Genomic DNA, 25,746 nt, shown 5'->3' with positions numbered 1-25,746 from the left:
CGGGACAGCACAGTCTCAACACCACGCAGGAGGCGGGCCGATGAGCCGTAGCACCAAGCCGTACGAGATCGTCGAGCGCGCGCTCTCCCTGTCCACCGCCGACGGCTGCGTCGTCATCGCCGACGAGCAGTCCAGCGCCAACCTGCGCTGGGCGGGCAACGCCCTGACCACCAACGGCGTCACCCGTGGCCGCACCCTGACCGTCATCGCGACCGTCGACGGCAAGGAGGGCACCGCCTCCGGTGTCGTCTCGCGGTCCGCGGTCACCGCCGACGACCTGGAGCCGCTGGTACGTGCGGCCGAGGCCGCGGCCCGCGGCGGCGGCCCCGCCGAGGACGCCCAGCCGCTGATCACCGGGGTGCCCGTCTCCCCCGACTTCACCGACGCGCCCGCCGAGACGTCCTCCGCCGTCTTCACCGACTTCGCGCCCGCGCTCGGCGAATCCTTCGCCCGCGCCAGGGCCGGCGGACGCGAGCTCTACGGGTTCGCGAACCACGAGATGACCTCCAGCTATCTCGGTACGTCCACGGGCCTGCGCCTGCGCCACGACCAGCCCAACGGCACCCTGGAGCTCAACGCCAAGTCCCCGGACCGCAAGCGCTCGGCATGGGCGGGGCAGGCGACCCGGGACTTCAAGGACGTGGACCCCGCGGCGATGGACGCGGAGCTCGCGCAACGGCTCGGGTGGGCCGAGCGCCGTATCGACCTGCCCGCGGGGCGGTACGAGACCCTGCTGCCGCCGACCGCCGTGGCCGACCTGCTGATCTACCAGCTCTGGTCGTCGGCCGCCCGGGACGCCGCCGAGGGCCGGACCGTGTTCTCCAAGCCGGGCGGTGGCACGCGCCTGGGCGAGCGGCTCTCGCCGCTGCCGCTGACCCTGCGCAGCGATCCGAACGAGCCGGGGCTCGAATCCGCACCCTTCGTGCTCACCCACTCCTCGGGCGACGACGCCTCGGTCTTCGACAACGGGCTGCCGCTGAACGCGACCGACTGGGTACGGGAGGGGACGCTGGAGCGTCTGATCACCACCCGGCACAGCGCAGGGCTGACCGCGCTGCCCGTGGCGCCCACGATCTCCAATCTGATCCTGGACGGGGGCGGGACCAAGTCCCTGGAGGAGATGGTGGCGGGCACGGAGCGCGGGCTGCTGCTCACCTGCCTCTGGTACATCCGCGAGGTGGACCCGGCGACCCTGCTGCTCACCGGGCTGACCCGGGACGGCGTCTATCTCGTCGAGAACGGCGAGGTCGTGGGCGAGGTGAACAACTTCCGCTTCAACGAGTCCCCCGTCGACCTGCTGTCACGGGCCACCGAAGCGGGTCGTACGGAGCAGACGCTGCCGCGCGAGTGGGGCGACTGGTTCACCCGTGCCGCGATGCCCGCGCTGAGGGTCCCGGATTTCAATATGAGTTCCGTCAGCCAGGGCGTATAACCTCGGGGGAGTCTGTAGGCATCACCCCGAGGAGACAAGAGAACCGTGACGGACATCGTCGACGAACTGCAGTGGCGCGGGCTGATCGCCCTCTCCACTGACGAGGACGCACTGCGCAAGGCGTTCGCGGACGGTCCCGTCACGTTCTATTGCGGCTTCGACCCGACCGCATCGAGCCTGCACCTCGGGAATCTGGTCCAGATCCTGACCATGCGCCGGATCCAGCTGGCGGGCAACCGCCCGCTGGGTCTGGTCGGGGGCGCCACGGGCCTCATCGGCGACCCGAAGCCGAATTCGGAGCGCACGCTCAACGACCCCGAGATCGTCGCCGCCTGGGTGGACCGGCTGCGCGGGCAGATCGAGCGCTTCCTGGACTTCGAAGGCCCGCACGCCGCGACCATGGTCAACAACCTGGACTGGACGTCGGGTCTGTCGGCCATCAGCTTCCTGCGGGACATCGGCAAGTACTTCCGGGTCAACAAGATGATCGCGAAGGAGGCCGTCGCACGACGGCTCAACTCCGACGCGGGCATCAGCTACACGGAGTTCAGCTACCAGATCCTGCAGGGCATGGACTTCATGGAGCTGAACCGGCGCTACGGCTGCACACTGCAGACCGGCGGCAGCGACCAGTGGGGCAATCTGACCGCGGGCACCGACCTGATCCACCGGGTGGAGCCCGAGGCCGAGGTGCACGCCCTGGCGACGCCGCTGATCACCAAGGCGGACGGCACGAAGTTCGGCAAGACGGAGTCCGGCACGATCTGGCTGGACGCCGAGCGGACCACTCCGTACGCCTTCTTCCAGTTCTGGCTGAACGCGGACGACCGCGACATCGCCAAGTTCCTGCGCATCTTCAGCTTCAAGTCCCGCGAGGAGATCGAGGAGCTGGAGAAGCTGACCGAGGAGCGTCCGCAGGCGCGTGCCGCCCAGCGGGCGCTGGCCGAGGAGCTGACGACGATGGTGCACGGCGCCGAGCAGTGTGCCGCTGTCACCGCCGCGTCGAAGGCGCTGTTCGGCCAGGGCGAGCTGACGGACCTCGACGAGGCGACGCTGGCCGCCGCGCTCTCGGAGCTGCCGCACGCCAAGGTCGAGGGGCTGCTGCCGGTCGTGGATCTGCTCGTCGAGACGGGTCTGGTGGCCAGCAAGTCGGCGGCCCGCCGCGCCGTCAAGGAGGGCGGGGCGTACGTGAACAACGTGAAGGTGGCCGGTGAGGATGCCGTGCCGGCGGCCGGTGAGCTGCTGCACGGACGCTGGCTGGTGGTGCGCCGGGGCAAGAAGAGCCTGGCGGCGGTCGAGGTCGCGGGCGCGTAGTCCCGGGCGTACGGGAACAGAGAAGGAGGGGCGGCCGGGAGATGATCCCGGCCGCCCCTCCTTCTCTGTACTCAGCCTGTCTGTTTCTTGCCTCTGACCATCGACCATGCGGCGTCACCCAGAGCGACGACGATCACCGCGCCCACCAACTGGAGCAGATGCCTGGTCCAGTCGATGCCGCCGGTGTCGTTGACTCCCATGCCGGTGGCGGCCCAGTTGCCCAGCACACTGCCGAGGATGCCGAACACCGCCGTCAGCCAGAGGGGGATCTGCTGCTTGCCCGGGATGATCGCTTTGGCGATCAGTCCGAGCACCAGTCCCACGATGATTGCCCACAACCAACTCATGTCGCCTCCTCATGCGGCTTCTGTGTGCGCATGTGCGATCAGTCTCCGTCCGTAGGCCGTACGGCGCATGTCGGAGGACGCCATACGCGGTACGCCGTGGTGGCATCCGCCCAGCTGGAGCGCGCCCCGGTCTCGAAGACGGCGCAGGGGCGGCGTACCTTGGAAGCGGTCAGGACCGGGGAGTGTCCGGCGCAGAATCGGGTGGTGGAACGTGATGCGGAAGCAGAGCAGCACTGAGGTCTTCCGGATCACCGGGGCCAGGCAGAGCCTCGCCGACGATGTGCGCGGCAGGCAGCGCCGCTATGTGATCTCCATGTCGATCAGGACCCTGTCCGTGGTCCTGACCGTGATCCTGTGGAACATCGAGCGGCCGGTCGCGATCGCGACGCTGGTCCTCGGTGCGCTTCTTCCGTACGTCGCCGTGGTGATCGCCAACGCGGGCCGCGAGAACGTGCCTTCGCTGCCCTCGACCTTCATCCCCGCACCATCCCGTCCCGCGTTGGGCGCCGGTACGGCAGGAGGCGCCGCGGAACCGCCGGCGGAAGGTACGGCCGAGCGGCCCGGCGAGCATCCTCACGAACAGAGTTGATCGTCAACCGGTCCGCAAAGCTCAAGAAAAGCTCAGATCAATCATGCTGTTCCGGTGCCGTGGCGCCGGTCCCCCATGACATACTTCAAAAGCGCTCCGCATCCCCCGTCGGAGCGACGGACCGACGCCGGGCAGCTCCCCCCGTGGCTGCTCGGCGTCGCCTTTGTTTGGACCAGTTTTTGTGAACGTGAGTGACGAAACGCCCGTCTGTTCCGCCAAGGGCTGCCGCACCGACGCCGTCTGGGTGCTGGCGTGGAACAACCCGAAACTGCACACGCCTGAGCGTCGCAAGACCTGGCTCGCGTGTGAGGAGCACCGGGAACACCTCTCCCAGTTCCTGGGCGTACGCGGCTTCCTGAAGGACGTCGTGACGCTCGAGGAGTGGGAGAGGGACTCGGCCCCGGAGAGCTAGTTCAGCCGCCGATCGCGGACATCGGGCGGTCGGGCTGCAGGAACGAGGGGTCGTCGAGGCCCGAGCCGGCCTTCTTGCCCCACATCGCCACCTTCCACAGGCGGGCGATCTCCTCGTCGGGTGCCCCGGAGCGCAGGGCGGCGCGCAGATCCGACTCCTCGCGGGCGAAGAGGCAGGTGCGCACCTGGCCGTCGGCGGTGAGCCGGGTGCGGTCGCAGGCCCCGCAGAACGGGCGCGTGACGGAGGCGATGACGCCGACCCGGTGCGGGCCGCCGTCCACGACCCAGCGCTCGGCGGGTGCGGAGCCGCGCTCGTCGTCGCCCTCTTCGGTGAGCGTGAAGCGGGTGCGCAGGGACTCCAGGATGTCACCGGCGGTGATCATGCCGTCGCGCTTCCAGCCGTGCTGGGCGTCGAGCGGCATCTGCTCGATGAAGCGCAGCTCGTACTCGTTCTCCACGGCCCAGGCGAGGAGGTCGGGGGCCTCGTCGGCATTGAGCCCCGGCATCAGCACGGTGTTGACCTTCACCGGGGTGAGGCCCGCGTCCCGCGCCGCTTCGAGTCCTTCGAGGACGTCGCGGTGGCGGTCGCGGCGGGTGAGTGTCTTGAACACGTCGGGGCGCAGGGTGTCGAGCGAGACATTGACCCGGTCCAGGCCCGCCGATTTGAGCGCCGCGGCGGTGCGCTTGAGGCCGATGCCGTTCGTGGTCAGCGACATCCGGGGGCGGGGGGTGAGCTGGGCGCACTGCTCGACGATCCCGACCAGGCCGGGACGGAGCAGAGGTTCGCCGCCGGTGAAGCGGACTTCGGTGATGCCCAGGTCCGTGACCGCGATCCGTACGAGCCGCACGATCTCGTCGTCCGTGAGCAGATCGGGCTTCGCGAGCCACTGCAGTCCCTCTTCGGGCATGCAGTACGTGCACCGCAGATTGCAGCGGTCCGTCAGGGAAACGCGCAGGTCGGTGGCGACCCGACCGTAGGTGTCGATCAGCACTTTGGGTCCCCTCCCCCATCGCTGGATTGTGTATACACAGCGAGCCTACGCCAGAGGACCGACATTGAGGGGGGCAGATTGCCACGAGGAGCGGCGAGGCCGCGTCGTAGGGTCCTACGACGCGGCCTCTGCGTGGTTCCGTGCGGACGGTGCCTGCTAGTGGGCTCCCACACCGGTGAGGGACTTGACCTCCAGCTCGGCGTACTTGCCCTTGTCCGGCTCCTCCTTGGAGAGATACGAGCCGATGATGCCGAGCAGGAAGCCCAGCGGGATCGAGATCAGGCCGGGGTTCTCCAGCGGGAACCAGTGAAAGTCGACCCCCTTGAACATGGAGGTCTTCGGGTTGCCCGAGACCACCGGGGAGAAGAGCACCAGGACCACGGAGGAGACGAGACCGCCGTAGATCGACCAGAGCGCTCCCTGGGTGGTGAACCGCTTCCAGAAGAGGCTGTAGAGGATCGTCGGAAGGTTGGCGGACGCGGCGACCGCGAAGGCCAGGGCGACCAGGCCGGCGACGTTCAGGTCGCGGGCGAACGCGCCGAGGACGATGGCGACCGCGCCGATGGCGACGGTCGACCAGCGGGCCGCGCGCATCTCCTCCTTCTCCGTGGCCTTGCCCTTGCGGATGACGTTGGCGTAGATGTCGTGCGCGAACGACGAGGACGAGGCGAGGGTGAGGCCCGCGACCACCGCGAGGATGGTGGCGAAGGCGACCGCGGAGATCACCGCGAGGAGGATCGCGCCGCCTGTCGAGTCGGCGCCTCCGCCGATCTCCAGGGCGGCCAGTGGCGCCGCCGTGTTGCCCGCCGGATTGGACTTGATGATGTCCTCGGGCTTGAGGATGGCCGCTGCGCCGAAGCCGAGCACGATGGTCATCAGGTAGAAGGCGCCGATGATGCCGATCGCCCAGTTCACCGACTTACGGGCGGCCTTGGCGGTCGGCACCGTGTAGAAGCGGATCAGGATGTGCGGCAGTCCCGCGGTGCCGAGCACCAAGGCGATGCCGAGCGAGATGAAGTCCAGCTTGGTGGTGCCGGTCTTGCCGTACTTGAGGCCGGGGTCGAGGAAGGCGCTGCCCTTGCCGCTGTTCTTGGCGGCCGTGCCCAGCAGGTCGGAGATGTTGAAGTTGAACTTCAGCAGGATCAGGAAGGTGATGAGGATGGTGCCCGCGATCAACAGCACCGCCTTGACCATCTGGACCCAGGTGGTGCCCTTCATCCCGCCGATGGTCACGTAAAGGATCATCAGTACGCCGACGAGGGCGACGATCAGGATCTTGCCGGCGTCGGTGGTGATGCCGAGCAGCAGCGAGACGAGGACGCCCGCGCCCGCCATCTGCGCCAGCAGGTAGAAGATCGAGACGACGATCGTCGAGGCGCCCGCGGCGGTGCGGACCGGGCGCTGCTTCATGCGGTACGCGAGGACGTCGCCCATCGTGTACCGGCCGGAGTTGCGGAGCGGTTCGGCGACGAGGAGCAGGGCGACCAGCCAGGCGACCAGGAAGCCGATGGAGTAGAGGAAACCGTCGTAGCCGAAGATCGCGATGGAGCCCGCGATACCAAGGAAGGACGCGGCGGACATGTAGTCGCCGGAGACCGCGAGGCCGTTCTGGAAGGCGGTGAACTGCCGCCCGCCCGCGTAGAAGTCCGAGGCGCTCTTGGTCTGGCGGCCGGCCCAGACGGTGATGACGAGCGTCGCGACGACGAAGACCGCGAAGAGCGAAATGATCAGCGGCCGGTGCTTCTCGGTGGCCGAAGCGGCGAGGAACTGCACAGCCGGGTGGTGGACGGCGGGGCTCATACGTCGGCCTCCATACGGGACTTGATCGCCTCGCCCATCGGGTCGAGCTTGGTGGTGGCGTGGCGCGAGTAGAACCAGGCGATGAGGAAGGTGGTGAGGAACTGCGCGAGGCCGAAGACGAGGGCCACGTTGATGTTGCCGAAGAGCCGGTGGCTCATGAAGTCGCCGGCGTAGTTCGACAGCAGGACGTACAGGAGATACCAGGCGATGAAGCCGATGGTCAGGGGGAAGGCGAACGAGCGGTGCGCGCGGCGCAGTTCGCCGAACTCCGCGCTCTCCTGCTCGACGAGGAACTGCTCTGTCGTGGGCTGTGCCGGGCCGGTCTCCGGCCCGCCTCGGGGCGGCGGAACTTCGGTAGCCACGGATTCTCCTTGCTGCGCGGGGGCGGGGGTGCGACGGGTCAACGGGGCCTCACAGAGGGGATCGGTGGTGCGGATCCCCCTGACAACGGCACGGAGAGCGCGGCGACGCGGTTCACGGCGGGTCATTTTTCTTTATGAATTCATTGCCCGACGCTGATGATCAGCGATAACTTCACACGTCATGTACAAGCTCAACCGCGACCTGCGGATGAGCGGTTGACACGGATGATGTGGAGAACCCATGGCTCATCTGCGCTCCAGACGGCTGCGTGCACTCGCACTGCCCGCCGGACTGGCCCTCACGGCTTCGCTCGGCATCCTGCCCGGCGCTTCGGCCTCGGCCGCGCCCCAGGTCTCCGCGGCGCCACAGGTGGCCACCGACGGCCCGAATCTGGCGTACGTGGTGAACACGAGCGCCGACCACCGCACCATCGCGTCGGTGAAGCGGGAGATATCCCGGGCCGGTGGGACGGTGGTCATCGCGTACGAGAAGATCGGCGTGATCGTCGTCCACTCGGCCAACCCGGAGTTCGGCAAGCAGATCCGCGCGGTACGGGGCGTGCAGTCGGCCGGTGCCACCCGCACCACCCCGCTCAACGCGGCGGCGACGACCGACGAGGGCTCCCCCGAGTACATATCGGCCGCACGGGCCGCGGCCACCACGAGCACGGCCTCGGGTGTCGAGCCGCTCGAGGCCAACCAGTGGGACCTCAGGGCGATCGGCGCCGACAAGGCCGCGAAGATCAACCCGGGCAGCTCCAAGGTGACCGTCGGTGTGATCGACACGGGTGTCGACGACACGCACCCGGACCTGGCGGCCAACTTCTCCGCCTCGCAGTCCGCGAACTGTGTCGGCGGCGTCGCCGACACCACCCCGGGCGCCTGGCGTCCGTACAACCCGGCCGAGGACTACCACGGCACGCATGTGGCGGGCGAGATCGCCGCCGCGCGCAACGGCATCGGCGTGGCCGGTGTGGCGCCGGGCGTGAAGGTCGCGGCCATCAAGGTCAGCGACCCGGTCAACGGCCTCTTCTACCCGGAGAACGTGGTCTGCGCCTTCGTCTTCGCGGCGGACAAGGGCATCGAGGTCACCAACAACAGCTACTACGTCGACCCGTGGCTCTACAACTGCCTGAGCGACCCGGACCAGAAGGCGATCTACGACGCGCTCAACCGCGCCTCGCTGTACGCCCAGTCCAAGGGCACGCTCAATGTCGCATCGGCGGGCAACTCCAACGACGACCTCGACTCGAACGCGCTGACCGACGCCTCCAGCCCCGACGACTCGACCGCGGTGACGCGGACCGTCGACCCGCACAAGTGCTTCGACGTTCCCACCCAGCTGCCGGGTGTCGTGACGGTCGCCGCGGTCGGCGTGCAGAACGTGAAGTCGTACTACTCAAGCTACGGCAAGGGTGTCATCGACGTCGCAGCTCCGGGCGGTGACAAGTTCCAGATCCCCGACACCCCGGACAAGAACGGCCGGATCCTCGCCACGCTCCCGGGCAACACCTACGGCTACCTGCAGGGCACCTCGATGGCCAGCCCGCACGTCGCCGGTGTCGCCGCACTGCTGAAGTCGGCCCACCCGTGGGCGGGTCCGCTGGCGCTCCAGGCGCTGCTGAAGGCCGAGGCCGACAACCCGGGCTGCCCGGACAAGGTCTACGACTCGACCGGTCAGCTGATCGACGCGACCACCTGCAAGGGCGGCCAGCGCGTGAACGGGTACAACGGCTTCGGGATCGTGGACGCGCTGGACGCGGTCAAGAAGTAGCCGACCGAAAGGTCACCTGCCCGCAACTGCCAACGAAAGTGGAGCTTCCATGACGCTGCGCATCACGCGCACCCGCCGTCGCGCCCTCGCGGTCCCGGTCGGCATGGCTGTGATCTCGGCCCTCGCCTTCCTGCCGTCGACCGCCTCGGCCAGTACGGCCGACAGCACGGTGAAGGCGGCCGCGACGGACGGGCCTTCGCTCAGCTATGTGGTCAACGTCCGCAAGGGGTACGGCCAGACGCACCAGGTCGAGCGGGCCGTGAAGGCCGCCGGCGGGTCCATCGTGGAGACGTACGACAAGATCGGCGTGATCGTCGTCCACTCCTCGAACCCGGACTTCGCCAAGACCGTGCGTACCGTACGGGGCGTGGAGTCGGCCGGTGCCACCCGCACCGCGCCGCTGCCCGCCCAGTCGACGACGGACGTCGGCACCCCCAAGGCCCTCACCGCGGAGCAGCTGAAGGCCGCGACGGCCGACGCCGCTGCCGGGGCGGACCCGCTGGAGCCACTGCAGTGGGACCTGAAGGCCATCAAGGCCGACAAGGCGCACGAGAAGACGCTCGGCAGCCGTGATGTCACGGTCGCCGTGATCGACACGGGCGTCGACGACACCCACCCGGACATCGCGCCGAACTTCGACCGGGCGGCCTCGGCCAGTTGTGTCACCGGCAAGGCCGACACCACGGACGGCGCGTGGCGGCCGTGGGCGACCGGCGGCTCTCCGCACGGTACGCATGTGGCGGGTGAGATCGCCGGGGCGAAGAACGGCGTCGGGATCACCGGTGTCGCGCCGGGCGTGAAGGTCGCCGGCATCAAGGTCTCCACCCAGGGCGGCAGCTTCTTCTACACGGAGTCGGTGGTCTGCGGCTTCATGTGGGCCGCCGACCACGGTGTGGACGTGACCAACAACAGCTATTACACCGACCCCTGGTACTTCAACTGCAAGGACGACCCGGACCAGAAGGCGCTGGTCGAGGCCATCACCCGGGCATCCTCGTACGCGGAGAAGAAGGGCACGGTCAACGTCGCGGCGGCGGGCAACGAGAACTACGACTTCGCCGCGGACTCGATCACCGACCCCTCCAGCCCGAACGACACCACCCCGGGCAACCGGACGGTCGACCCCTCCAAGTGCTATGACATTCCGACCCAGTTGCCGGGTGTCGTCACGGTCGCCGCGACGGGCGCGAAGAACCTGAAGTCGTCGTTCTCCAACTACGGCCTCGGGATCATCGACGTCGCGGCCCCCGGCGGCGACTCCACCAAGTACCAGACCCCGGACGCCCCGGCGACCAGCGGTCTGATCCTGGGCCCGGTCCCGGGCGGCGGCTGGGCGTACATGGCCGGCACCTCGATGGCGTCCCCGCATGTCGCGGGCGTCGCGGCGCTGATCAAGTCCACACATCCGCACGCCTCGGCGGCGCTGGTCAAGGCACTGCTGAAGGTGGAGGCCGACGGCCTGGCCTGCCCGGCGCCGTACGACATCGACGGCGATGGCACGGCGGACGCGGTCTGCAAGGGCGGCAAGCTCTACAACGGCTTCTACGGGGCGGGTCTGGTCAACGCCCTGAACGCGGTCACCAAGTAGCGCGTACGACGAAGGGGCCCCAGGGGACGAACTCCCCTGGGGCCCCTTTACGCTGCCCGCATGACGCACGCACCCCACTCCGGCACGGAACAGGCCTGGGCGGCCGTCGGCGGCGACCCCGCGCTGCTCCCGCGGATCGAGTACGGCGGCCCCGCCGGCCTCCTGCCCTCACGGCTCCCCGTCATGGAGCTGGCCAGGTCCACGGTGGCGGTGTGCACGCTGGCCGCCGCCGAGCGGGCCGGGTCCCCTCGCGTACGGGTGGACGACGGCGCGGTCGCCACCGCCTTCACCAGCGAGCGGCATCTGCTGGTGGACGGCCGGGCGCCGGTGAACTTCGCGCCGTTGTCCCGTTTCTGGCGTACGGCCGACGGCTGGGTCCGCACCCATGCCAACTATCCGCACCACAAGGCCGCGCTGCTCGCCGCGCTGGGCGTCCGCGAGGAGAAGGTGGAGTCGGAGCTGGCCGGTCGGCGGTCCCTCGAGGTGGAGGAGACGGTGTACGCCGCCGTGGCCGAACGGCCTCTGGTCGTACAGGAGTTGCTCGACGAAGCGCCGCCGAAGCCGCGCGGCGGGCGGCTGAAGGTCCTCGATCTGACCCGGGTCATCGCCGGCCCTGTCGCCACGCGGACCCTGGGCCTGCTGGGCGCGGACGTCCTGCGGATCGACGCCCCCTGGATGCCCGAACTCCCCGACCAGCACGCGGACACCGGCTTCGGGAAGCGGTCGGCGACGCTGGATCTGCGGCGGCACGCGGACCGGCGCACCTTCGGCGAGCTGCTCGACGCGGCGGACGTCCTGGTCACCGGGTACCGGCCCGGAGCGCTGGACGTGTACGACCTCCGGCGGCCTGGTCTCGTCATCGCGCAGCTGAGCGCGTGGGGCGACCACGGGCCCTGGCGCGAGCGGCGCGGCTTCGACAGCCTGGTCCAAGTCGCCACGGGCATCGCCCTGTTGGAGGGTACGGAGGGTGCGGAGGGCAGGCCTGGCGCGCTGCCCGCGCAGGCGCTGGACCACGGGACGGGGTATCTGCTCGCCGCAGCCGTGCTGCGCGCGCTGACCGAGCAGGACGCGCACGGCGGCACCCGGCGACTGCGGCTTTCGCTGGCCCGCACCGCCCACTGGCTGCGCGGGATGGCGCCGGGGCCGGGGGTGCCGGCGGATGCGTACATCCCCCGACTGACCGAGACCGACAGCCCGTTGGGGCGATTGCAATACGCCCCGACGCCTGTCGCCTATGAAGGCGGCCCGGCGGACTGGTCGCGTCCACCGGGCCCGTGGGGATCCGACTCCCCTCAGTGGCTCACGGCTTGACGAGGACCTTCAGCGCCGTGCGCTCGTCCATCGCCTTGTAGCCCTCGGGGACCCCGTTGAGCCCGACCGTGAGGTCGAAGACCGGCGAGGGATCGATCGTGCCGTCGAGCACGTCGGGGAGCAGCTCGGGGATGTACGTACGGACGGGTGCGACCCCGCCGCGCAGGGCGACGTTGCGGTTGAACATGTCGCTCAGGTCCAGGCCGGTGCCGCTGCCGTGCGGGACGCCGACATAGCCGACGGCGCCGCCGTCGCGGGTGATCGCGACCGCGGTGCGCATCGACTGCTCGGTGCCGACGGCCTCGATGACGGAGTGGGCGCCCTGGCCGCGGGTCAACTCCCGTACGGCGGCGACCGCTTCGTCTCCGCGCGCCGCGACGACATCGGTGGCGCCGAAGAGCTTGGCGATGTCCGTGCGGTCCGTGTGCCGGCCCATCGCGATGATGCGCTCGGCGCCGAGCCGCTTGGCGGCCAGCACGCCGCAGAGCCCGACCGCGCCGTCGCCGACGACCGCGACCGTGGCGCCCTTGACGACGCCCGCGCCGAGCGCGGCATGGTGGCCGGTGCCCATGACGTCGGAGAGCGCGAGCAGCGCGGTGAGCATGTGGTCGTCGGACGCGGCGTCGGCGGGCAGTTTGACGAGCGTGCCGTCGGCGAAGGGGATGCGGACCGCTTCGCCCTGACCGCCGTCGGAACCGGGCGAGCCCCAGAACCCGCCCTGCGGGCAGGACGTGGTGAGGCCTTCCGTACAGAAGTCGCAGGTGCCGTCGGACCAGACGAACGGCGCGACGACGAGGTCACCGGCGGCGAAGCCGCTCACGCCGGAGCCCGCCTCCTCGACGATGCCCAGGAACTCGTGCCCGATCCGCTGGCCGGGCTGCCGGGCGGCCACGCCCCGGTACGCCCACAGGTCGCTGCCGCAGATGCAGGCGCGCAGGACGCGGACGACGGCGTCGGTGGGCTGCTGGACGACGGGGTCCGGCACCTCCTCGATCCGCATGTCGAGGGGGGCGTGGATGGTGGTGGCGCGCATGGTGCGAGTCCTTGCTGGTCAGACGGATGTACGGCTCTCACGGTACGCCCGCGCCAGCAGTGTCTGCGCGCCGAGATAGGTCAGCATGATCCAGAAGTCGGGCCTGGGCAGCTGCGGCCAGTCGGCGACACCGGTGGCGATGAGCGTGTCCGAGAGCAGGAACAGCGCCCCGCCGAGCCCGGCGCACAGACCCCGGCGTCCTGACCGCCAGGCCATCGCGGTGAGCAGCAGGGAGTAGGCGGCGACGGGAACGCGCATATCGGCCGGCAGATCACCCCAGAGCGCGGCGACGGTCCCCAGGAGCGCGACGCCGTACAGGACCCCGATGCCGTACGCGGCCCGGCGGCCCCGGGCCGCACTCCCGCGCCCGGACAGCACCAGATAGCAGACGTGCCCGGCGGCGAAGCACCCCATCCCGGCGAGAAACGCCGCGTCGGCCCCGGACAGCAGCAGGACGTCGCCGCCCCACCCGAGGAGCAGCGCGGCGACGAGCAGGGGCGGACCGCCCCGCCGATGGGTGTACGCGGCGAGCAGCGGCATCAGCAGCGGCTTGGCGACGAGATGCCCGGTGTGCCACCCGGCGAGGAGAGAGACCAGATCGACCGTCGCAGCCGCCCCGAAGGCGATGAGCAGCGGCCGGGCGCCGGGAAGGCTCATGCGGCGGGCTCGGCGACGGGGGCCGCGGGCTCCGGGCGGCGTACCGCCGGCTGCCAGCCGGGTCCGCGGAACACCCGCCCCAGCCGCTCGCTCCAGCTCTGTGCGGCCCGTACGTCACGGGCGATCGCGGCGTACTCATGGGTCGCGACCCGCAGCGGGTTGAAGGTCGCGATGTTCTTGGTGAGCCCGAAGACGGGCCGCTCGGTCTCGCCCACCCAGGACCGGAAGAGCCGGTCCCAGAGGATCAGGATCCCGCCGAAGTTCCGGTCCAGATAGCCCCCTTGGGAGGCGTGGTGGACCCGGTGGTGGGACGGCGTGTTCAGTACGTACTCGAAGGGGCGGGGCAGTTTGTCGATGCGCTCCGTGTGCACCCAGAACTGGTAGACGAGGTTGGCCGACGAGCAGAAGGCCAGCGCCGCCGGGTGCACTCCCAGGGCGATCAGCGGGACGTAGAAGGGCCAGACCGTGAGCGACGTCCACGGCTGGCGCAGTGCTGTCGTCAGGTTGAAGCTGCGGCTGGAGTGGTGCACCACGTGGCAGGCCCACAGGATCCGGATCACGTGGTGGCCGCGGTGCGACCAGTAGTAGAAGAAGTCCTGGCCGAGCAGCATCAGCGGGACCGTCCACCACAGCACGGGTATGCGCAGGGGCGTCAGCTCGTACACCGCGGTGTAGATCGCGACGATCGGGATCTTCCATACGAAGTCGAAGACCAGGCTGCCCAGTCCCATGCCGACGCTCGTGGCGGCGTCTTTCTTCTCGTACCCCGCCGCGTCCTCGTCCGGGTGGAAGCGGACGCTCACCATTTCCACCACGGTGAGCAGGACGAAGGCGGGGATCGACCACAGCACGACATCGGGCAGGTTCGGCTCCATGCGAGCACCGTAGGGCCAGGTCAGCCGCCAGGGCTAGATGTTGTTACCGACTAGTATTCGTCAGACGCCTGCCGCTCCGAGCAGTGCGCCCGCCGCGTACGTGACCGCCATGGCCAGCGCCCCGCCGCACACGTTGCGCAGGATCGCGGGCCGCACCGGGGCCGCCCCCATCCGCGCACTCCCCCATCCCGCGAGGGCCAGCGCCACGAGCACGGACAGGACCGTCACATACAGGCGTACGGAAGCGGGCGGCAGCACGATCGCCAGGAGCGGCAGCAGCGCGCCCACCGTGAAGGCGAGGAAGCTGGCGCCCGCGGCGTGCCAGGGGTTGGTGAGGTCGTCGGGGTCGATGCCCAGCTCGACCTCCGCGTGAGCGCGCAGCGCGTCGCGTTCGGTGAGCTGCACCGCCGCCTCGCGGGCGAGGTCCGCGCTCAGCCCCTTGCCCTCCAACAGGCCGGTCAGCTCGTCGAGTTCGGCGTCCGGGGTCTCGCGCAGCTCGCGCCGTTCCTGGGCCAGGGCGGCCTTCTCGGAGTCGCGCTGGGTGGAGACCGAGACGTACTCCCCCGCCGCCATCGACATCGATCCGGCCAGCAGTCCGGAGAGCCCGGCCGTCAGCAGCGCGCCGCGCGAGTCGGTGGCTCCGGCGACGCCCACGACGAGGCCCGCCGTGGAGACGATGCCGTCGTTGGCGCCGAGCACGGCTGCCCGGAGCCAGTTGAGCCGGGCTCCGAGGCCGCCGTTGTGGGCTTCGTCGTGGGTGGATTCAGTCACCCCGGGAGGGTCTCACCCGCCCGCTCACCAGACGCGCACCGACCCTCCGCGGGCGAAGGCGGGGCTGGTCGCGTCCGCCGGGATCTCCGTCAGCGGCTCGGCGATCTCCTCGACGGTGGGTCCGACCTTCGCCGCGATCGGGTCGAGGAGATCAAGGTCGAATCCGTACACCCGGGCCGTGTTGCCCCCGACCATCGCGGCGACCTCCTCGCGCGGGAGTCCGGCGTACGCGATGCGCAGGCCCTCGCGGGTGTACGGGTGCGTGCCCTCGTCGTGCGGGTAGTCGCTGCCCCACATGATCTTGTCGAGGCCGATCGCCTCACGGAGCGGCACCTCGTGCGGGCGCATGAAGCTGGCGCCCACGTAGCAGTTGTCGCGCCAGACCTCGCTCGGGCCCTTCCCCATCGAATCGGCAAGCCCCGCACCGAACTTGGACTCCGCCGTGGACGCCCGGGTGGCCGCCGCGACCAGGCGTCCGTGGTAGTAGTCCAGCATGTCCAGGACTCGCGGGATCCAGCCCGAACCCTGCTCGGTGAGGACCAGTTTCAGCTCCGGATTCCGGCGGAAGGCCCCGCCGAAGATGAGGTGCCACAGCGCCCGGTGGGAGAACCACGTCGTCTCGACCATGAAGACCGCGCGGGCCGCCGGTTCGTCGCCGAGCGGCGGGGATGCGGAGCCGCCGTGGTGGTTGACCGGGACGCCGAGCTCGGCGCAGACCGCCCAGAGGGGGTCGTACGCCGCCGAGTAGAGCTCGGGGATTCCTGAGCCGGGCGGCGCGCCCGGCAGCAGGATGCCCCCGGTGAGCCCTGCGGCGTGGACGCGGCGTACTTCCCGTACCGCCTCCTCCACGTCGTTGAGCAGGATCTGCGCGACGCCCGCGCGACGGCCGGGGGCCCGGGCGCAGAAGTCCGCGAGCCAGCGGTTGTGGGCGCGCAGGCCGGCCCAGCGCTGCTCGTACTCCTGCGGCGAGGGTGCCGGGGCCATCAGGGACGCAGTGGGGAAGAACGGCGGGATGGTGTTGGGGAAGACGACCTCGGCGACGATGCCGTCCTCTTCGAGTTCGGCGATGCGGCGCTCGGAGTTCCAGTTGCGGTCGGCGGTGTCGGCGAGGAGGTCCGCGTACGGGTTGACGTAGGTGGCCGCCCACGCGTCGAAGTCGTCGTGGTGGCGCTTCTCCAGATAGGGCTTGTAGTCGAGGAGATCGGCGCCGGCGTGACAGTCGGCGGAGATGACCGTATAGCGGTCCATCACAGGACTCCCATCTGCGGGAAGTCGTGGTCGGTCAGCCAATGGCGGCCCACCTCGCGGGACTTGGCCCAGGAAGCCGTCACCGCCGCCTGGTCGTCCGGCTGGCCCAGATCGGCGGGCGTCGGACCGATGCGTTGGGCGATGGGGGCGAGCGCGGCCGTGTCGAAGCCGAAGACGTCGGCGGCCGCCAGGCCGAGCATGCGGCGGGTCTCGTCGACCGGGATGTCGTGGAAGGTGTTCTTCAGCCACTCCCTGGTCTTGGGCCAGGTGCCCTCGGGGTGCGGGAAGTCGCTGCCCCAGAGGATGTTGTCGACGCCGATCTCGTAGCGCTGGGCGAGCTCGCGGCGCTTGGTGTTGGTGGCGCAGATGAAGACCTGCCGGTCGAGGTACTCGCTCGGCGGGCGCTTCAGCTCGGCGAACGGCGAGAGTTTCTTTCCGCCGTGCGCGCCCAGATAGAGCCGGTCCATGAACCACAGCTGGTTCGGGAGCCACCAGCAGCCGGACTCGGCGACGCCGAACTTCAGGCCGGGGTGGCGCTCGAAGACTCCGGACCAGAGCAGGAACCAGAGGGGGCGGGCCGGCCACCAGGTGACCTCGCTGACGTAGATGCCCAGGTGGTCGCCGTATTCGTGGCGCGGGGCCGCGCCCGAGTGCGTCACGACCGGCATCCCGGTCTCGGCGGCTGCCGCCCACACCGGGTCGTAACGCCGGTCGTGGTACGGGGCCTTGTCCACCCACATCGAGGGGATCATCAGCGCGCCGAGCCCGGACTCCTTGGCCCGGTGGACCTCGGCGACGACACGGTCCACCTCGCCGGTGATGGGCAACAGGGCGACACCGCAGTGCCGTTCGGGGTTCTGGCCCACGAACTCGGCGAGCCAGCGGTTGTGCGCCTGCGCGCCCGCCATGCCGAGGTCCGGGTCCTGGTCCCCGGAGAGCCCGAGGCCGACCCCGAAGGGTGCGGCGGTCTGGCTGTCGACGGCGTCCGCGTCGGGGAAGACGACCTCGGCCGCCACGCCGTCGCCGTCGAGCTCCTTGAGGCGCTGGGCGGCGTCCCAACCACCCTTCAGGCCTTCCTCGTTGTCCGCGAACCACTTGCTGGCGAAGGCTTCGTTGCGTACGCCGAGCCGGGTCATCTCCTCGCGCCGGCGCTCGCGCCCCGCGAGGAATTCGTCGAAGTCCCGGTGGAACCTGGCGTCCAGATAGGGCCGGTACTGCTCGGTCGGCAGACCGGCGTGGCAGTCGGAGGAGATGATCAGGTACGGGTCGGTCGGGGTCCTGCCGTTCGTCATCGCTGCGTCCCCTCAGTCCAGGATGAAGTTCTCGAGGTACGACGGGTTGGCGCGGTCCAGCATCGACTGCGACCTCGCCCTGATCTGCCCGTCGCTGCGCTCGCTCTCGGGCAGCAGCCAGAAGCGGTCCGCCCCGATCCCCTCGGAGACCAGCTCGGCGACCTGCTCGACGGGTGTGAACTCGACTTCGTTCCCTGCCGCCTTCATCGCCGCCTCCCACTTGTCGAGGCTGCGGTACGGGGTCTTGCGCGGGCGTTCCTTCGCGTACCGCTCGGGACGGTTCCTGTGCGACTCCCACAGTCCGGTACGGAGCATGTGCGGCCCGGGGAAGAGCACGGACGCGCCCACCTGGACGCCCTCCGCCTTCAGGTGCGCGTACAGCGACTCGGTCATCGTGACGACGGCCGCCTTGGTCACCGCGTACACGGATGCGGTCGGCAGCGGTGCGATCCCGCCGTCCCCCGACGAGGTGTTGACGACATGGCCGGGCTCGCCGCCCGCGATCATGCGCGGGACGAAGGCCTGGATCCCGTGGAAGACCCCCCACACATTGACCGCGAAGGCCCACTTCCAGTCGTTGGGCTCGTGCTCCCACATCCGGCCCTCGGCTCCGGAGCCGACGCCCGCGTTGTTGCACAGGACGTGGACCGCGCCGAAGGCGTCGTACGCGGCATCCGCGAGGCCCACCACGGAGTCGCGCTCGCTGACGTCGACGACCTGCGCGAGCACCTGCGCGCCGTCCTCCCGCAGCCCTGCCGCGGCCTTCTCCAGCGCGCCCTCCTCGACGTCGGCGAGGACGACCTTCAGCCCCTGCGCCGCGAAGTTCCGGGCCATCGCGAGCCCGATCCCGCTCGCCGCACCCGTGACGACGGCGACCTGCCCTGCCTCGAGCCGCATCAGACGCTCCCCTCGGGCGGTCCGTCGAGGATCTGCTGCGGGTCGTCGTAGCGCTGGTGGATGTACGGCAGCAGGGCCTGCGCGCTGACCCGCTCGACGACCTTGCCCTGCTGGTCGGTGGTCTTCTCGCCGATGGTGATGTCGACGATCCTGCGTACGGGAAGGTCGGCCACCGGGTCGTACATCGACTCGCGCAGCACCACGTCGCCCGTGATCTTCTCCAGCTTCCTGACCTTCTCGTTGCGGGTGCAGTACACCAGGACCGGATCGGCGTCGAAACCCGAACCGTCCACCGCGGGAAGGAACTTGAAGTAGAAGTCGATCTTCTGCTTCGGCTCGGGCAGCGGCAGCGGCCCCTCGACGGCCCCGCGCACCTCCACGAAGGCGATGCCGTGCCGGGCGAGCGCCGCCCGTACGACCAGACCGTCGCGCTCGACCGTCACCTCGCCCAGCTTCTTCGGCTCCCCGAAGACCTCGCGCCCGCCGATCAGCGCCCGCTCGTGCGTCATCGGCATGACGAGCGGATACCAGCCCTCCTGCCCGTCGTGGACGGCGGCGACGGCCACCGACCCGGCGCCGAGCGGATATCCAGGCAGGTCGACCTTGCTGATGTTGGCCCGCACCAGGGGCCGCTCCGCGGGCTTCAGCGGCGGCGGCAGAACGGCCGCGACCGCATCGGGGTCGCTCTCCCAGACGGCCACCACTCCGGTGGACCAGATGTCGGGGAGCTTGGAGCCTGCTGTGCGCGTCGCCGCGATCTCGGCCTCGGTGCGCGCTCCGTACCGTACGCGTGCCATGTCGTACCGCCCTTCGTTTACGGATGTCCGGGGGTCTGTAACAGGGTTACACCGAGCGCGATGAAGGGTAAAGAGCCGTGCACGGACGGAAGTTGAGGAGTTGAGGACGGACCCATGCCCCGCACATCACTGACCCGCGAGGAAGTCCTGGACGCTGCCGCGGACCTGGTGAAGCAGCACGGCCCGAGCGGCCTGTCCATGCGCAAGCTGGCCGCCGAGCTCGGCACGGCGGTCACCTCGATCTACTGGCACGTGGGCAACCGCGAGCAGCTCCTGGACGCACTGGTCGAGCGCACGGTCGAGGAGCTGGGCGCGATCGTCCCGCACGGCCCGGCCCCCGCCGAGCGCATCGTCTCGGTCGCCCGCACGCTCCGCCGCGAGCTGCGCGCGCGCCCGCATCTGATCGCGATGGTCCATGAACGCGGCCTGACCGAGCGGATGTTCCTCCCCGCCCAGCAGGCCCTGGTCCACGAGGTGCACGCGGCGGGACTGCGCGGGGCGCGCGCCGCCGAGGCGGTGCGGGCCGTGCAGTTCCTGGTCGTCGGGTACGTACTGGTGGAGCGCAACCGCGACCGCGCCCCCGTCCAGTCCCCCGGCGAGGGCGACCTCTGGACGGCCGCCGGCACCGAGGACGACCCGGCACTGGCCCGCGCGCTCACCCGTCCCGCCGACCCCGAACGCCTCTTCTCCGTCTCCGTGAAGGCCCTGGTGGAGAGCCTGCTCACCGGCTGAGGGCCACCACGATTCAGGAGTTGTCAGTCTTGGCCCGTATCCTCTGTGACCATGCTCGACGACCGCCAGACCGCAGCGACAGCGTGGCCGCCCGCCTACCCGCAGGGGTACGCGGTGGTCGACGTGGAGACCACCGGACTCGCACGGGACGACCGGATAATCTCTGCCGCCGTCTACCGCCTGGACGCCCAGGGCGACGTCGAGGACCACTGGTACACGCTGATCAACCCCGAGCGTGACCCCGGACCCGTCTGGATCCACGGGCTCACCAGCGACATGCTGCGGAGCGCCCCGCTCTTCCCGGAGATCGCCGCCGAGTTCTCCGCGCGCCTGGACGGCCGGGTCCTGGTCGCGCACAACGCGATCTTCGACTGGTCGATGATCTCCCGGGAGTACGCACGCGCCGCGGTCACCGCCCCCGTGCGCCAGCGGCTGTGCACCATCGCGCTCTCCAAGGAACTGGCGCTCCCGCTGCCCAACCACAAGCTGGAGTCCCTCGCCGCGCACTTCGGTGTCGTACAGCGAAACGCGCACAACGCCCTCGACGACGCCCGCGTCCTGGCCGAGGCGTTCCGCCCGTCCCTGCACGCGGCCGCGCAGCGCGGGGCCCGCCTCCCCCTCCTCGAATGCCTGCCGCTCACCGAGTGGTCGGACTCCCCCGCCACACCCCGGGTCGGCTATCAGTCCTCGTACGGCAGCAGCGGCGGCGGGACCTGGCGCCAGTCGAAGAAGCGGCCCGCCTGCCCGCACCCGAACCCGGGGCGCTACGACCGGGACCGGCCGCTGAAGCAGGGCATGCGGATCGCGTTCTCCGGCGACACCTCCGTCGACCGCGAGCTCCTGGAGGACCGCACGACCGAGGCCGGACTGCACGTCGCCTCCAGCGTCTCCCGGCTGACCAGCCTCCTGGTCACCAACGACCCGGACTCGGCCACCTCCAAGACGGTCAAGGCCAAGTCGTACGGCACCCCGGTCGTGGACGAGGCCGCGTACAGCCACCTGCTGAGGGACGTCGCACCTGCAGACGGGTGAGCCGCCTGGCGCGGTGCACACCACTGCGGTGCGACAAGCTGCACGCTGTGCCGCATGGCACGTTGCGAGGTTTGCGGAAACGACTACGGCATGTCCTTCGAGGTGCACGCGCAGGGCGCTGTGCACGTCTTCGACTGCTTCTCCTGCGCCATCCACCGCATGGCGCCCATCTGTGAGCACTGCCGGGTCCGCGTCATCGGCCAGGGCGTCGAGGTCGAGGGCCACTGGTACTGCGGCGGGCACTGCGCCCGCGCGGAGGGGAAGGTGGGCATCGTCGACAAGGTCTGACGCCGCGCATCCCCCGAAGCCCCCGACGGGACCCCCCGATCGGGGGCCATTTCATGCCCAGGTACCTTCAAAGACGTGTACCGCTTCCTGCTGACCCGGCAATGGGTGATCGTCACCCTCATCGGCCTGCTGCTCATGCCGACGATGGTCCGGCTGGGTTTCTGGCAGCTGCACCGCCACCAGCACAAGGTCGCGCAGAACGCCCTCATCGCGGAAAACCTCAAGGCGGCACCGGTCCCGGTCGACCGGCTGACCTCGCCGGGGCACACCATCCCGTACGACCAGTACTGGCGCAGCGTGACGGCGAAGGGGACGTACGACTCCGCGCACGAGGTCGTCGTACGCCGCAGGACCTCCTCCGACGGCACCGTCGGCTATCACGTCCTGACGCCCTTCGATCTGAACGACGGCAAGACCGTCCTGATCAACCGTGGCTGGATCCCCGACAACGGCAGCCAGATCAAGTTCCCCAAGGTCCCGCCCGCCCCCAAGGGCCAAATCACCGTCACCGGGCGGCTGATGGCCGACCAGACGACCGCGGCCAGCGGGATCAAGGACCTCAAGGGCCTGCCGGACCGCCAGGTCATGCTGATCAACAGCAAGCAGATGTCGCAGGTCCTGGACGAGCCGCTGCTCGGCGGATACATCGAGCAGACCTCCCCCGCCTCCAAGGGCGACACCCCCGAGCTGATCCCCGAGCCCGAGCACTCCGACATCGGCCCGCACATGGCGTACGCCGTCCAGTGGTGGCTGTTCACCGCGGGGGTACCCATCGGCTGGGTGATTCTCGTACGCCGCGAAAGGCGCGAAAAAGCCGCCACCGAGGCGAAAACCACACCGGAACCCGCACCCGCGACCGCTTAGCCCGGCTTAGCCGGCCGACCTTGCGGGAACAGGCCAATGCGTGACGCTACGCATCGAGGACTACGCCCTCATCGGTGATCTGCAGACGGCCGCCCTGGTCGGCAGGAACGGCTCGATCGACTGGCTGTGCCTGCCCCGCTTCGACTCGGCCGCCTGTTTCGCGGCCCTGCTCGGCGACGAGGACAACGGCCACTGGCGGATCGCCCCCACCGACGCGACCGCCTGCACCTCCCGCCGCTATCGCGGGGACTCCCTCGTTCTGGAGTCGCTCTGGGAGACCCGGACGGGCACGGTGCGGGTCCTCGACTTCATGCCGCAGCGCGACCAGGCGCCCGACGTCATCCGCATCGTGGAGGGCGTGAGCGGCGAGGTCGCCATGAGCAGCACCCTGCGCCTGCGTTTCGACTACGGCTCCGTGGTGCCCTGGGTGCGCCGCTCCGACGGCCACCGGGTGGCGGTCGCGGGCCCCGACTCCGTGTGGCTGCGCAGCGTCCCCGAGGTCAAGACCTGGGGCCAGCAGTTCTCCACGTGCTCCTCCTTCACCGTCTCCGAGGGCGAGCGGGTGGCGTTCGTCCTGACCTGGCACCCCTCGCACGAGCCGCGGCCCAAACTCGTCGACCCGTACGAGGCACTGGAGCAGTCCCTGGAGGACTGGGAGGAGTGGTCGTCCCGCTGCCGTTACGAGGGTCCGTACCGCGAGGCCGTGATCCGCTCCCTGATCACCCTCAAAGCGCTCACCTACCGGCCGACCGGCGGGATCGTCGCCGCTCCCACCACGTCCCTCCCCGAGGAGATCGGCGGCGTACGCAACTGGGACTACCGCTACTGCTGGCTGCGCGACTCCACGCTCACCCTCAACGCCCTCCTCGCCTGCGGGTACCAGGAGGAGGCCGCCGCCTGGCGCGACTGGCTGCTGCGCGCGGTCGCCGGGAACCCCGCCGATCTGCAGATCATGTACGGGCTCTCCGGCGAGCGGCGCCTGCCCGAGACGGAACTGGCCTGGCTGAGCGGCTACGAGTCCTCCGCACCCGTCCGCAGCGGCAACGGAGCCGTCGACCAGCTGCAGCTCGACGTCTACGGCGAGGTCATCGACTCCCTTCATCTGGCGCGCAGTTCGGGTCTGCAGTCCACCGCCCACGCCTGGTCGCTGCAGCTGAGCGTGCTCGGCTTCCTGGAGTCGCGCTGGCGCGAGCCGGACGAGGGCCTGTGGGAAGTACGCGGCCCGCGCCGCCACTTCGTCCACTCCAAGGTGATGGCCTGGGTCGCCGCCGACCGCGCCGTACGCACCCTGGAGGCCGACCCGAAGCTGCGCGGCGACGCGGAGCGCTGGCGGCGGATGCGCGACGAGGTGCACCGGGAGGTCTGCGACAAGGGCTACGACCCGGAGCGCAACACCTTCACCCAGTCCTACGGCTCGACCGAACTCGACGCCGCCACCCTCCTCATCCCCCAGGTCGGCTTCCTCCCGCCGGACGACCCCCGGGTGATCGGCACGGTCGACGCCGTACGGGACGAACTCGGCCACGGCGGTCTGGTGCGGCGCTACAGCGCGGCGGCGGGACCCGCGGTGGACGGACTGCCGGGCGACGAGGGGACCTTCCTGGTCTGCTCGTTCTGGCTGGCGGACGCGCTGCGCCTGACCGGCCGGGACAAGGAGGCCAGGGAACTCTTCGAGCACCTCCTCTCCCTGCGCAACGACGTGGGCCTGCTCGCCGAGGAGTACGACCCGGTGGCCGGCCGCCAGCTCGGCAACTTCCCGCAGGCCTTCAGCCACATCGGTCTGGTCAACACGGCCCTGGCACTGGCCGCGGAAGGCGAGGAGGCAGGATAGACCCATGGATCTTGGACTGAAGGACCGTGTGTACGTCGTCACCGGAGCGACCCGGGGCCTGGGCCACGCCTCGGCGCGTGAACTCGCCGCGGACGGCGCGAAGGTGATCATCACCGGGCGCGACGAGAAGACGGCGGCCGACGCCGCAGCCGCTCTCGGCCCGAACGCGCTGGGTGTGGCCGCGGACAATGCCGACCCGGCGGCGGCGCAGCGCCTGATCGCCCTCGCCCGCGAGCACTTCGGCCGCTTCGACGGCATCCTCATCAGCGTCGGGGGGCCGGCGGCCGGCTCCGCCGCGGACAACACCGACGAGCAGTGGCAGTCGGCCTTCGAGTCGGTCTTCCTGGGTGCGGTACGCCTCGCGCGCACGGCAGCCGCGGAGCTCTCCGACGGCGGCGTCATCGGCTTCGTGCTCTCCGGCTCGGTCCACGAGCCGATCGGCGGCCTGACCATCTCCAACGGCCTGCGCCCCGGCCTGGCCGGCTTCGCCAAGTCCCTCGCCAACGAGCTGGGCCCGCGCGGCATCCGGGTGATCGGCCTCCTCCCGTCCCGGGTCGACACGGACCGGGTGCGGCAGCTGGACGCGCTGGGCGGCGACGCGGACGCCGCGCGGGCCGCGAACGAGGCGCGTATCCCGCTGCGCCGCTACGGCCGCCCGGAGGAGTTCGGCCGGACGGCGGCCTTCCTGCTGTCCCCGGCGGCGTCGTACCTGACGGGGCTGATGCTCCCGGTCGACGGCGGAGCGCGCCACGGATTCTGATGCCCCCGGCACGCGACCTGCGGCCGCGAGACCTCGATCGCCGGACGGGCTCAAGGTGAGCCGCTCCGGCGATTGAGGACCGGGGTCAGGGGAGGTCCACCGCGGTGACCAGCACGCCCACCGGGAGCTCGCCGCCCACGGCGACCCGTACGGCACGCGCCACGTCGAGCGCCCGGTGCCCACCGCCCACCGCGATCTCCACCCGGACGTGATCAGCGGCCGTATGCACCGGCGCCCCCAGCACCGCGGTCAGGTACGCGACCCCCGGCACCGCCTCCGCCGCCTCGATCACCGTCCCCGACCCCTCCGCGCGACGCGGCGGCCGGGGCGCCGCCCCGGGGTCGGGCGCCTCGTCGAGGAGCGCGCTCACCCGCACATCCACCGCGGCCACCGTGAGCCCCAGCCGCTGCGCCGCAGCCCCGTGCAGCGCGTCACGCAAATGGCCCATCAGCACCGGAAGTTCTTCACCCACCAGTACGGACACCTCCGCCTCGATCCGCAGCGGCCCCACAGGAAGCGCGCTCGGCGGCGCCGGGACCTGCGGGGGCTCCGCCGCGTCCGGTGCGTCGAGGGCGAGGCGCATCACCCCCGCCACCACCCCGGGAACCTCTGTGGCGGCGGCCCGCAGCACCGCCGCAGCCGCCCGTTCCGTCACCCACGCCCCATCCGCTTCCCCGCCGAGCGGCAGCAGTCTGCCGATGCCGAGCCGGGTCCGTACCGCCTGCGTCCAGCTGTCCGTCATCGCTCCA

The 25,746-nt window shown here is 70.4% G+C and carries 26 protein-coding genes; 13 read left to right on the top strand and 13 right to left on the bottom strand.

What is annotated here, in order from left to right:
• The first annotated feature begins 40 nt into the window (after positions 1-40).
• Positions 41-1,432, top strand: a complete 1,392-nt coding sequence (locus AB0H78_RS33240) for a metallopeptidase TldD-related protein (RefSeq protein WP_363238460.1) — start codon at positions 41-43, stop codon at positions 1,430-1,432.
• A gap of 45 nt (positions 1,433-1,477) precedes the next feature.
• The gene (gene tyrS, locus AB0H78_RS33235) at positions 1,478-2,746 is read left to right on the top strand and encodes a tyrosine--tRNA ligase (RefSeq protein WP_363238459.1); all 1,269 of its coding nucleotides are present in this window, start codon (positions 1,478-1,480) and stop codon (positions 2,744-2,746) included.
• Positions 2,747-2,817: 71 nt separating this feature from the next.
• Here tyrS and AB0H78_RS33230 read toward each other — a convergent pair whose 3' ends face one another.
• Complete coding sequence (locus AB0H78_RS33230; RefSeq protein WP_363238458.1) at positions 2,818-3,093, bottom strand: GlsB/YeaQ/YmgE family stress response membrane protein; 276 nt, start codon at positions 3,091-3,093, stop codon at positions 2,818-2,820.
• A 214-nt stretch (positions 3,094-3,307) separates the two neighbouring features.
• On the opposite strand from AB0H78_RS33230, the gene AB0H78_RS33225 reads away from it, so the two are divergent.
• Both AB0H78_RS33225 and AB0H78_RS33220 read left to right on the top strand, forming a co-directional pair.
• The gene (locus AB0H78_RS33225; RefSeq protein WP_363238457.1) at positions 3,308-3,682 is read left to right on the top strand and encodes a DUF3099 domain-containing protein; all 375 of its coding nucleotides are present in this window, start codon (positions 3,308-3,310) and stop codon (positions 3,680-3,682) included.
• A 187-nt stretch (positions 3,683-3,869) separates the two neighbouring features.
• Positions 3,870-4,094 carry a hypothetical protein gene (locus AB0H78_RS33220; protein ID WP_363238456.1) on the top strand — a complete coding sequence of 75 codons (225 nt, stop codon included), beginning with the start codon at positions 3,870-3,872 and terminating at the stop codon, positions 4,092-4,094.
• A 1-nt stretch (position 4,095) separates the two neighbouring features.
• On the opposite strand, the gene moaA is transcribed toward AB0H78_RS33220, so the two are convergent.
• The 3 genes from moaA to AB0H78_RS33205 form a co-directional block, all read right to left on the bottom strand.
• Positions 4,096-5,085, bottom strand: a complete 990-nt coding sequence (moaA, locus tag AB0H78_RS33215; protein ID WP_363238455.1) for a GTP 3',8-cyclase MoaA — start codon at positions 5,083-5,085, stop codon at positions 4,096-4,098.
• A gap of 156 nt (positions 5,086-5,241) precedes the next feature.
• Positions 5,242-6,885: a cation acetate symporter gene (locus AB0H78_RS33210; protein WP_363238454.1), complete on the bottom strand. Its 1,644-nt coding sequence runs from the start codon at positions 6,883-6,885 to the stop codon at positions 5,242-5,244.
• On the bottom strand, positions 6,882-7,247 hold the full coding sequence (locus AB0H78_RS33205) for a DUF485 domain-containing protein (protein ID WP_363238453.1): 366 nt from the start codon (positions 7,245-7,247) through the stop codon (positions 6,882-6,884). Before AB0H78_RS33205 ends, AB0H78_RS33210 begins: the two co-directional genes overlap by 4 nt.
• A gap of 241 nt (positions 7,248-7,488) precedes the next feature.
• On the opposite strand from AB0H78_RS33205, the gene AB0H78_RS33200 reads away from it, so the two are divergent.
• Genes AB0H78_RS33200 through AB0H78_RS33190 form a run of 3 tightly spaced genes read left to right on the top strand, consistent with a single transcriptional unit; the run spans position 7,489 to position 11,920 of the window.
• The gene (locus tag AB0H78_RS33200; RefSeq protein ID WP_363238452.1) at positions 7,489-9,021 is read left to right on the top strand and encodes a S8 family serine peptidase; all 1,533 of its coding nucleotides are present in this window, start codon (positions 7,489-7,491) and stop codon (positions 9,019-9,021) included.
• A gap of 49 nt (positions 9,022-9,070) precedes the next feature.
• Positions 9,071-10,609 (top strand): S8 family serine peptidase, encoded by a 1,539-nt coding sequence (locus AB0H78_RS33195; RefSeq protein WP_363238451.1) that lies wholly within the window; start codon positions 9,071-9,073, stop codon positions 10,607-10,609.
• Between the two features lie 60 nt (positions 10,610-10,669).
• Entirely contained in the window at positions 10,670-11,920 is a 1,251-nt protein-coding gene (locus tag AB0H78_RS33190) for a CoA transferase (protein WP_363238450.1), read from the top strand.
• On the opposite strand, the gene AB0H78_RS33185 is transcribed toward AB0H78_RS33190, so the two are convergent.
• From AB0H78_RS33185 to AB0H78_RS33150, 8 genes are read right to left on the bottom strand one after another with little or no spacing between them, the layout of a single operon-like run.
• Positions 11,910-12,953 carry a zinc-dependent alcohol dehydrogenase family protein gene (locus AB0H78_RS33185; RefSeq protein ID WP_363238449.1) on the bottom strand — a complete coding sequence of 348 codons (1,044 nt, stop codon included), beginning with the start codon at positions 12,951-12,953 and terminating at the stop codon, positions 11,910-11,912. The two genes, AB0H78_RS33190 and AB0H78_RS33185, sit on opposite strands and share 11 nt — an antisense overlap.
• 18 nt (positions 12,954-12,971) lie before the next feature.
• Positions 12,972-13,610, bottom strand: a complete 639-nt coding sequence (locus AB0H78_RS33180) for a lysoplasmalogenase (RefSeq protein ID WP_363238448.1) — start codon at positions 13,608-13,610, stop codon at positions 12,972-12,974.
• Positions 13,607-14,485, bottom strand: coding sequence for a sterol desaturase family protein (locus AB0H78_RS33175; RefSeq protein ID WP_363238447.1), 879 nt, complete (start codon positions 14,483-14,485; stop codon positions 13,607-13,609). Before AB0H78_RS33175 ends, AB0H78_RS33180 begins: the two co-directional genes overlap by 4 nt.
• Positions 14,486-14,545: 60 nt before the next feature.
• Entirely contained in the window at positions 14,546-15,256 is a 711-nt protein-coding gene (locus AB0H78_RS33170; RefSeq protein ID WP_363238446.1) for a VIT family protein, read from the bottom strand.
• A gap of 24 nt (positions 15,257-15,280) precedes the next feature.
• Positions 15,281-16,504: an amidohydrolase family protein gene (locus AB0H78_RS33165; protein WP_363238445.1), complete on the bottom strand. Its 1,224-nt coding sequence runs from the start codon at positions 16,502-16,504 to the stop codon at positions 15,281-15,283.
• On the bottom strand, positions 16,504-17,796 hold the full coding sequence (locus AB0H78_RS33160; protein ID WP_363238443.1) for an amidohydrolase family protein: 1,293 nt from the start codon (positions 17,794-17,796) through the stop codon (positions 16,504-16,506). Before AB0H78_RS33160 ends, AB0H78_RS33165 begins: the two co-directional genes overlap by 1 nt.
• Before the next feature lie 12 nt (positions 17,797-17,808).
• Positions 17,809-18,693 carry an SDR family NAD(P)-dependent oxidoreductase gene (locus AB0H78_RS33155; RefSeq protein WP_363238442.1) on the bottom strand — a complete coding sequence of 295 codons (885 nt, stop codon included), beginning with the start codon at positions 18,691-18,693 and terminating at the stop codon, positions 17,809-17,811.
• Positions 18,693-19,490: an acetoacetate decarboxylase family protein gene (locus AB0H78_RS33150; protein ID WP_363238441.1), complete on the bottom strand. Its 798-nt coding sequence runs from the start codon at positions 19,488-19,490 to the stop codon at positions 18,693-18,695. Before AB0H78_RS33150 ends, AB0H78_RS33155 begins: the two co-directional genes overlap by 1 nt.
• Before the next feature lie 114 nt (positions 19,491-19,604).
• Between AB0H78_RS33150 and AB0H78_RS33145 the strand changes: the two genes are divergently transcribed.
• From AB0H78_RS33145 to AB0H78_RS33120, 6 genes are all read left to right on the top strand, one after another.
• Entirely contained in the window at positions 19,605-20,222 is a 618-nt protein-coding gene (locus tag AB0H78_RS33145; protein ID WP_363238440.1) for a TetR/AcrR family transcriptional regulator, read from the top strand.
• Between the two features lie 45 nt (positions 20,223-20,267).
• Positions 20,268-21,254, top strand: a complete 987-nt coding sequence (locus AB0H78_RS33140; protein WP_363238439.1) for a DEDDh family exonuclease — start codon at positions 20,268-20,270, stop codon at positions 21,252-21,254.
• A 54-nt stretch (positions 21,255-21,308) separates the two neighbouring features.
• Complete coding sequence (locus AB0H78_RS33135; protein WP_329115261.1) at positions 21,309-21,542, top strand: hypothetical protein; 234 nt, start codon at positions 21,309-21,311, stop codon at positions 21,540-21,542.
• A 75-nt stretch (positions 21,543-21,617) separates the two neighbouring features.
• Positions 21,618-22,406, top strand: coding sequence for an SURF1 family protein (locus tag AB0H78_RS33130; protein WP_363238438.1), 789 nt, complete (start codon positions 21,618-21,620; stop codon positions 22,404-22,406).
• A gap of 40 nt (positions 22,407-22,446) precedes the next feature.
• Positions 22,447-24,237, top strand: a complete 1,791-nt coding sequence (locus AB0H78_RS33125) for a glycoside hydrolase family 15 protein (protein ID WP_363238436.1) — start codon at positions 22,447-22,449, stop codon at positions 24,235-24,237.
• A gap of 4 nt (positions 24,238-24,241) precedes the next feature.
• The gene (locus AB0H78_RS33120; RefSeq protein ID WP_363238435.1) at positions 24,242-24,997 is read left to right on the top strand and encodes an SDR family oxidoreductase; all 756 of its coding nucleotides are present in this window, start codon (positions 24,242-24,244) and stop codon (positions 24,995-24,997) included.
• Between the two features lie 85 nt (positions 24,998-25,082).
• Here AB0H78_RS33120 and AB0H78_RS33115 read toward each other — a convergent pair whose 3' ends face one another.
• Entirely contained in the window at positions 25,083-25,739 is a 657-nt protein-coding gene (locus tag AB0H78_RS33115; RefSeq protein ID WP_363238434.1) for a hypothetical protein, read from the bottom strand.
• Positions 25,740-25,746 lie beyond the last annotated feature (7 nt).

The organism is Streptomyces sp. NPDC050738 (assembly GCF_040654175.1).
In the GTDB taxonomy this organism is placed as follows: Bacteria; Actinomycetota; Actinomycetes; order Streptomycetales; family Streptomycetaceae; genus Streptomyces.
This window is presented reverse-complemented; position numbering and strand designations above follow the sequence as displayed.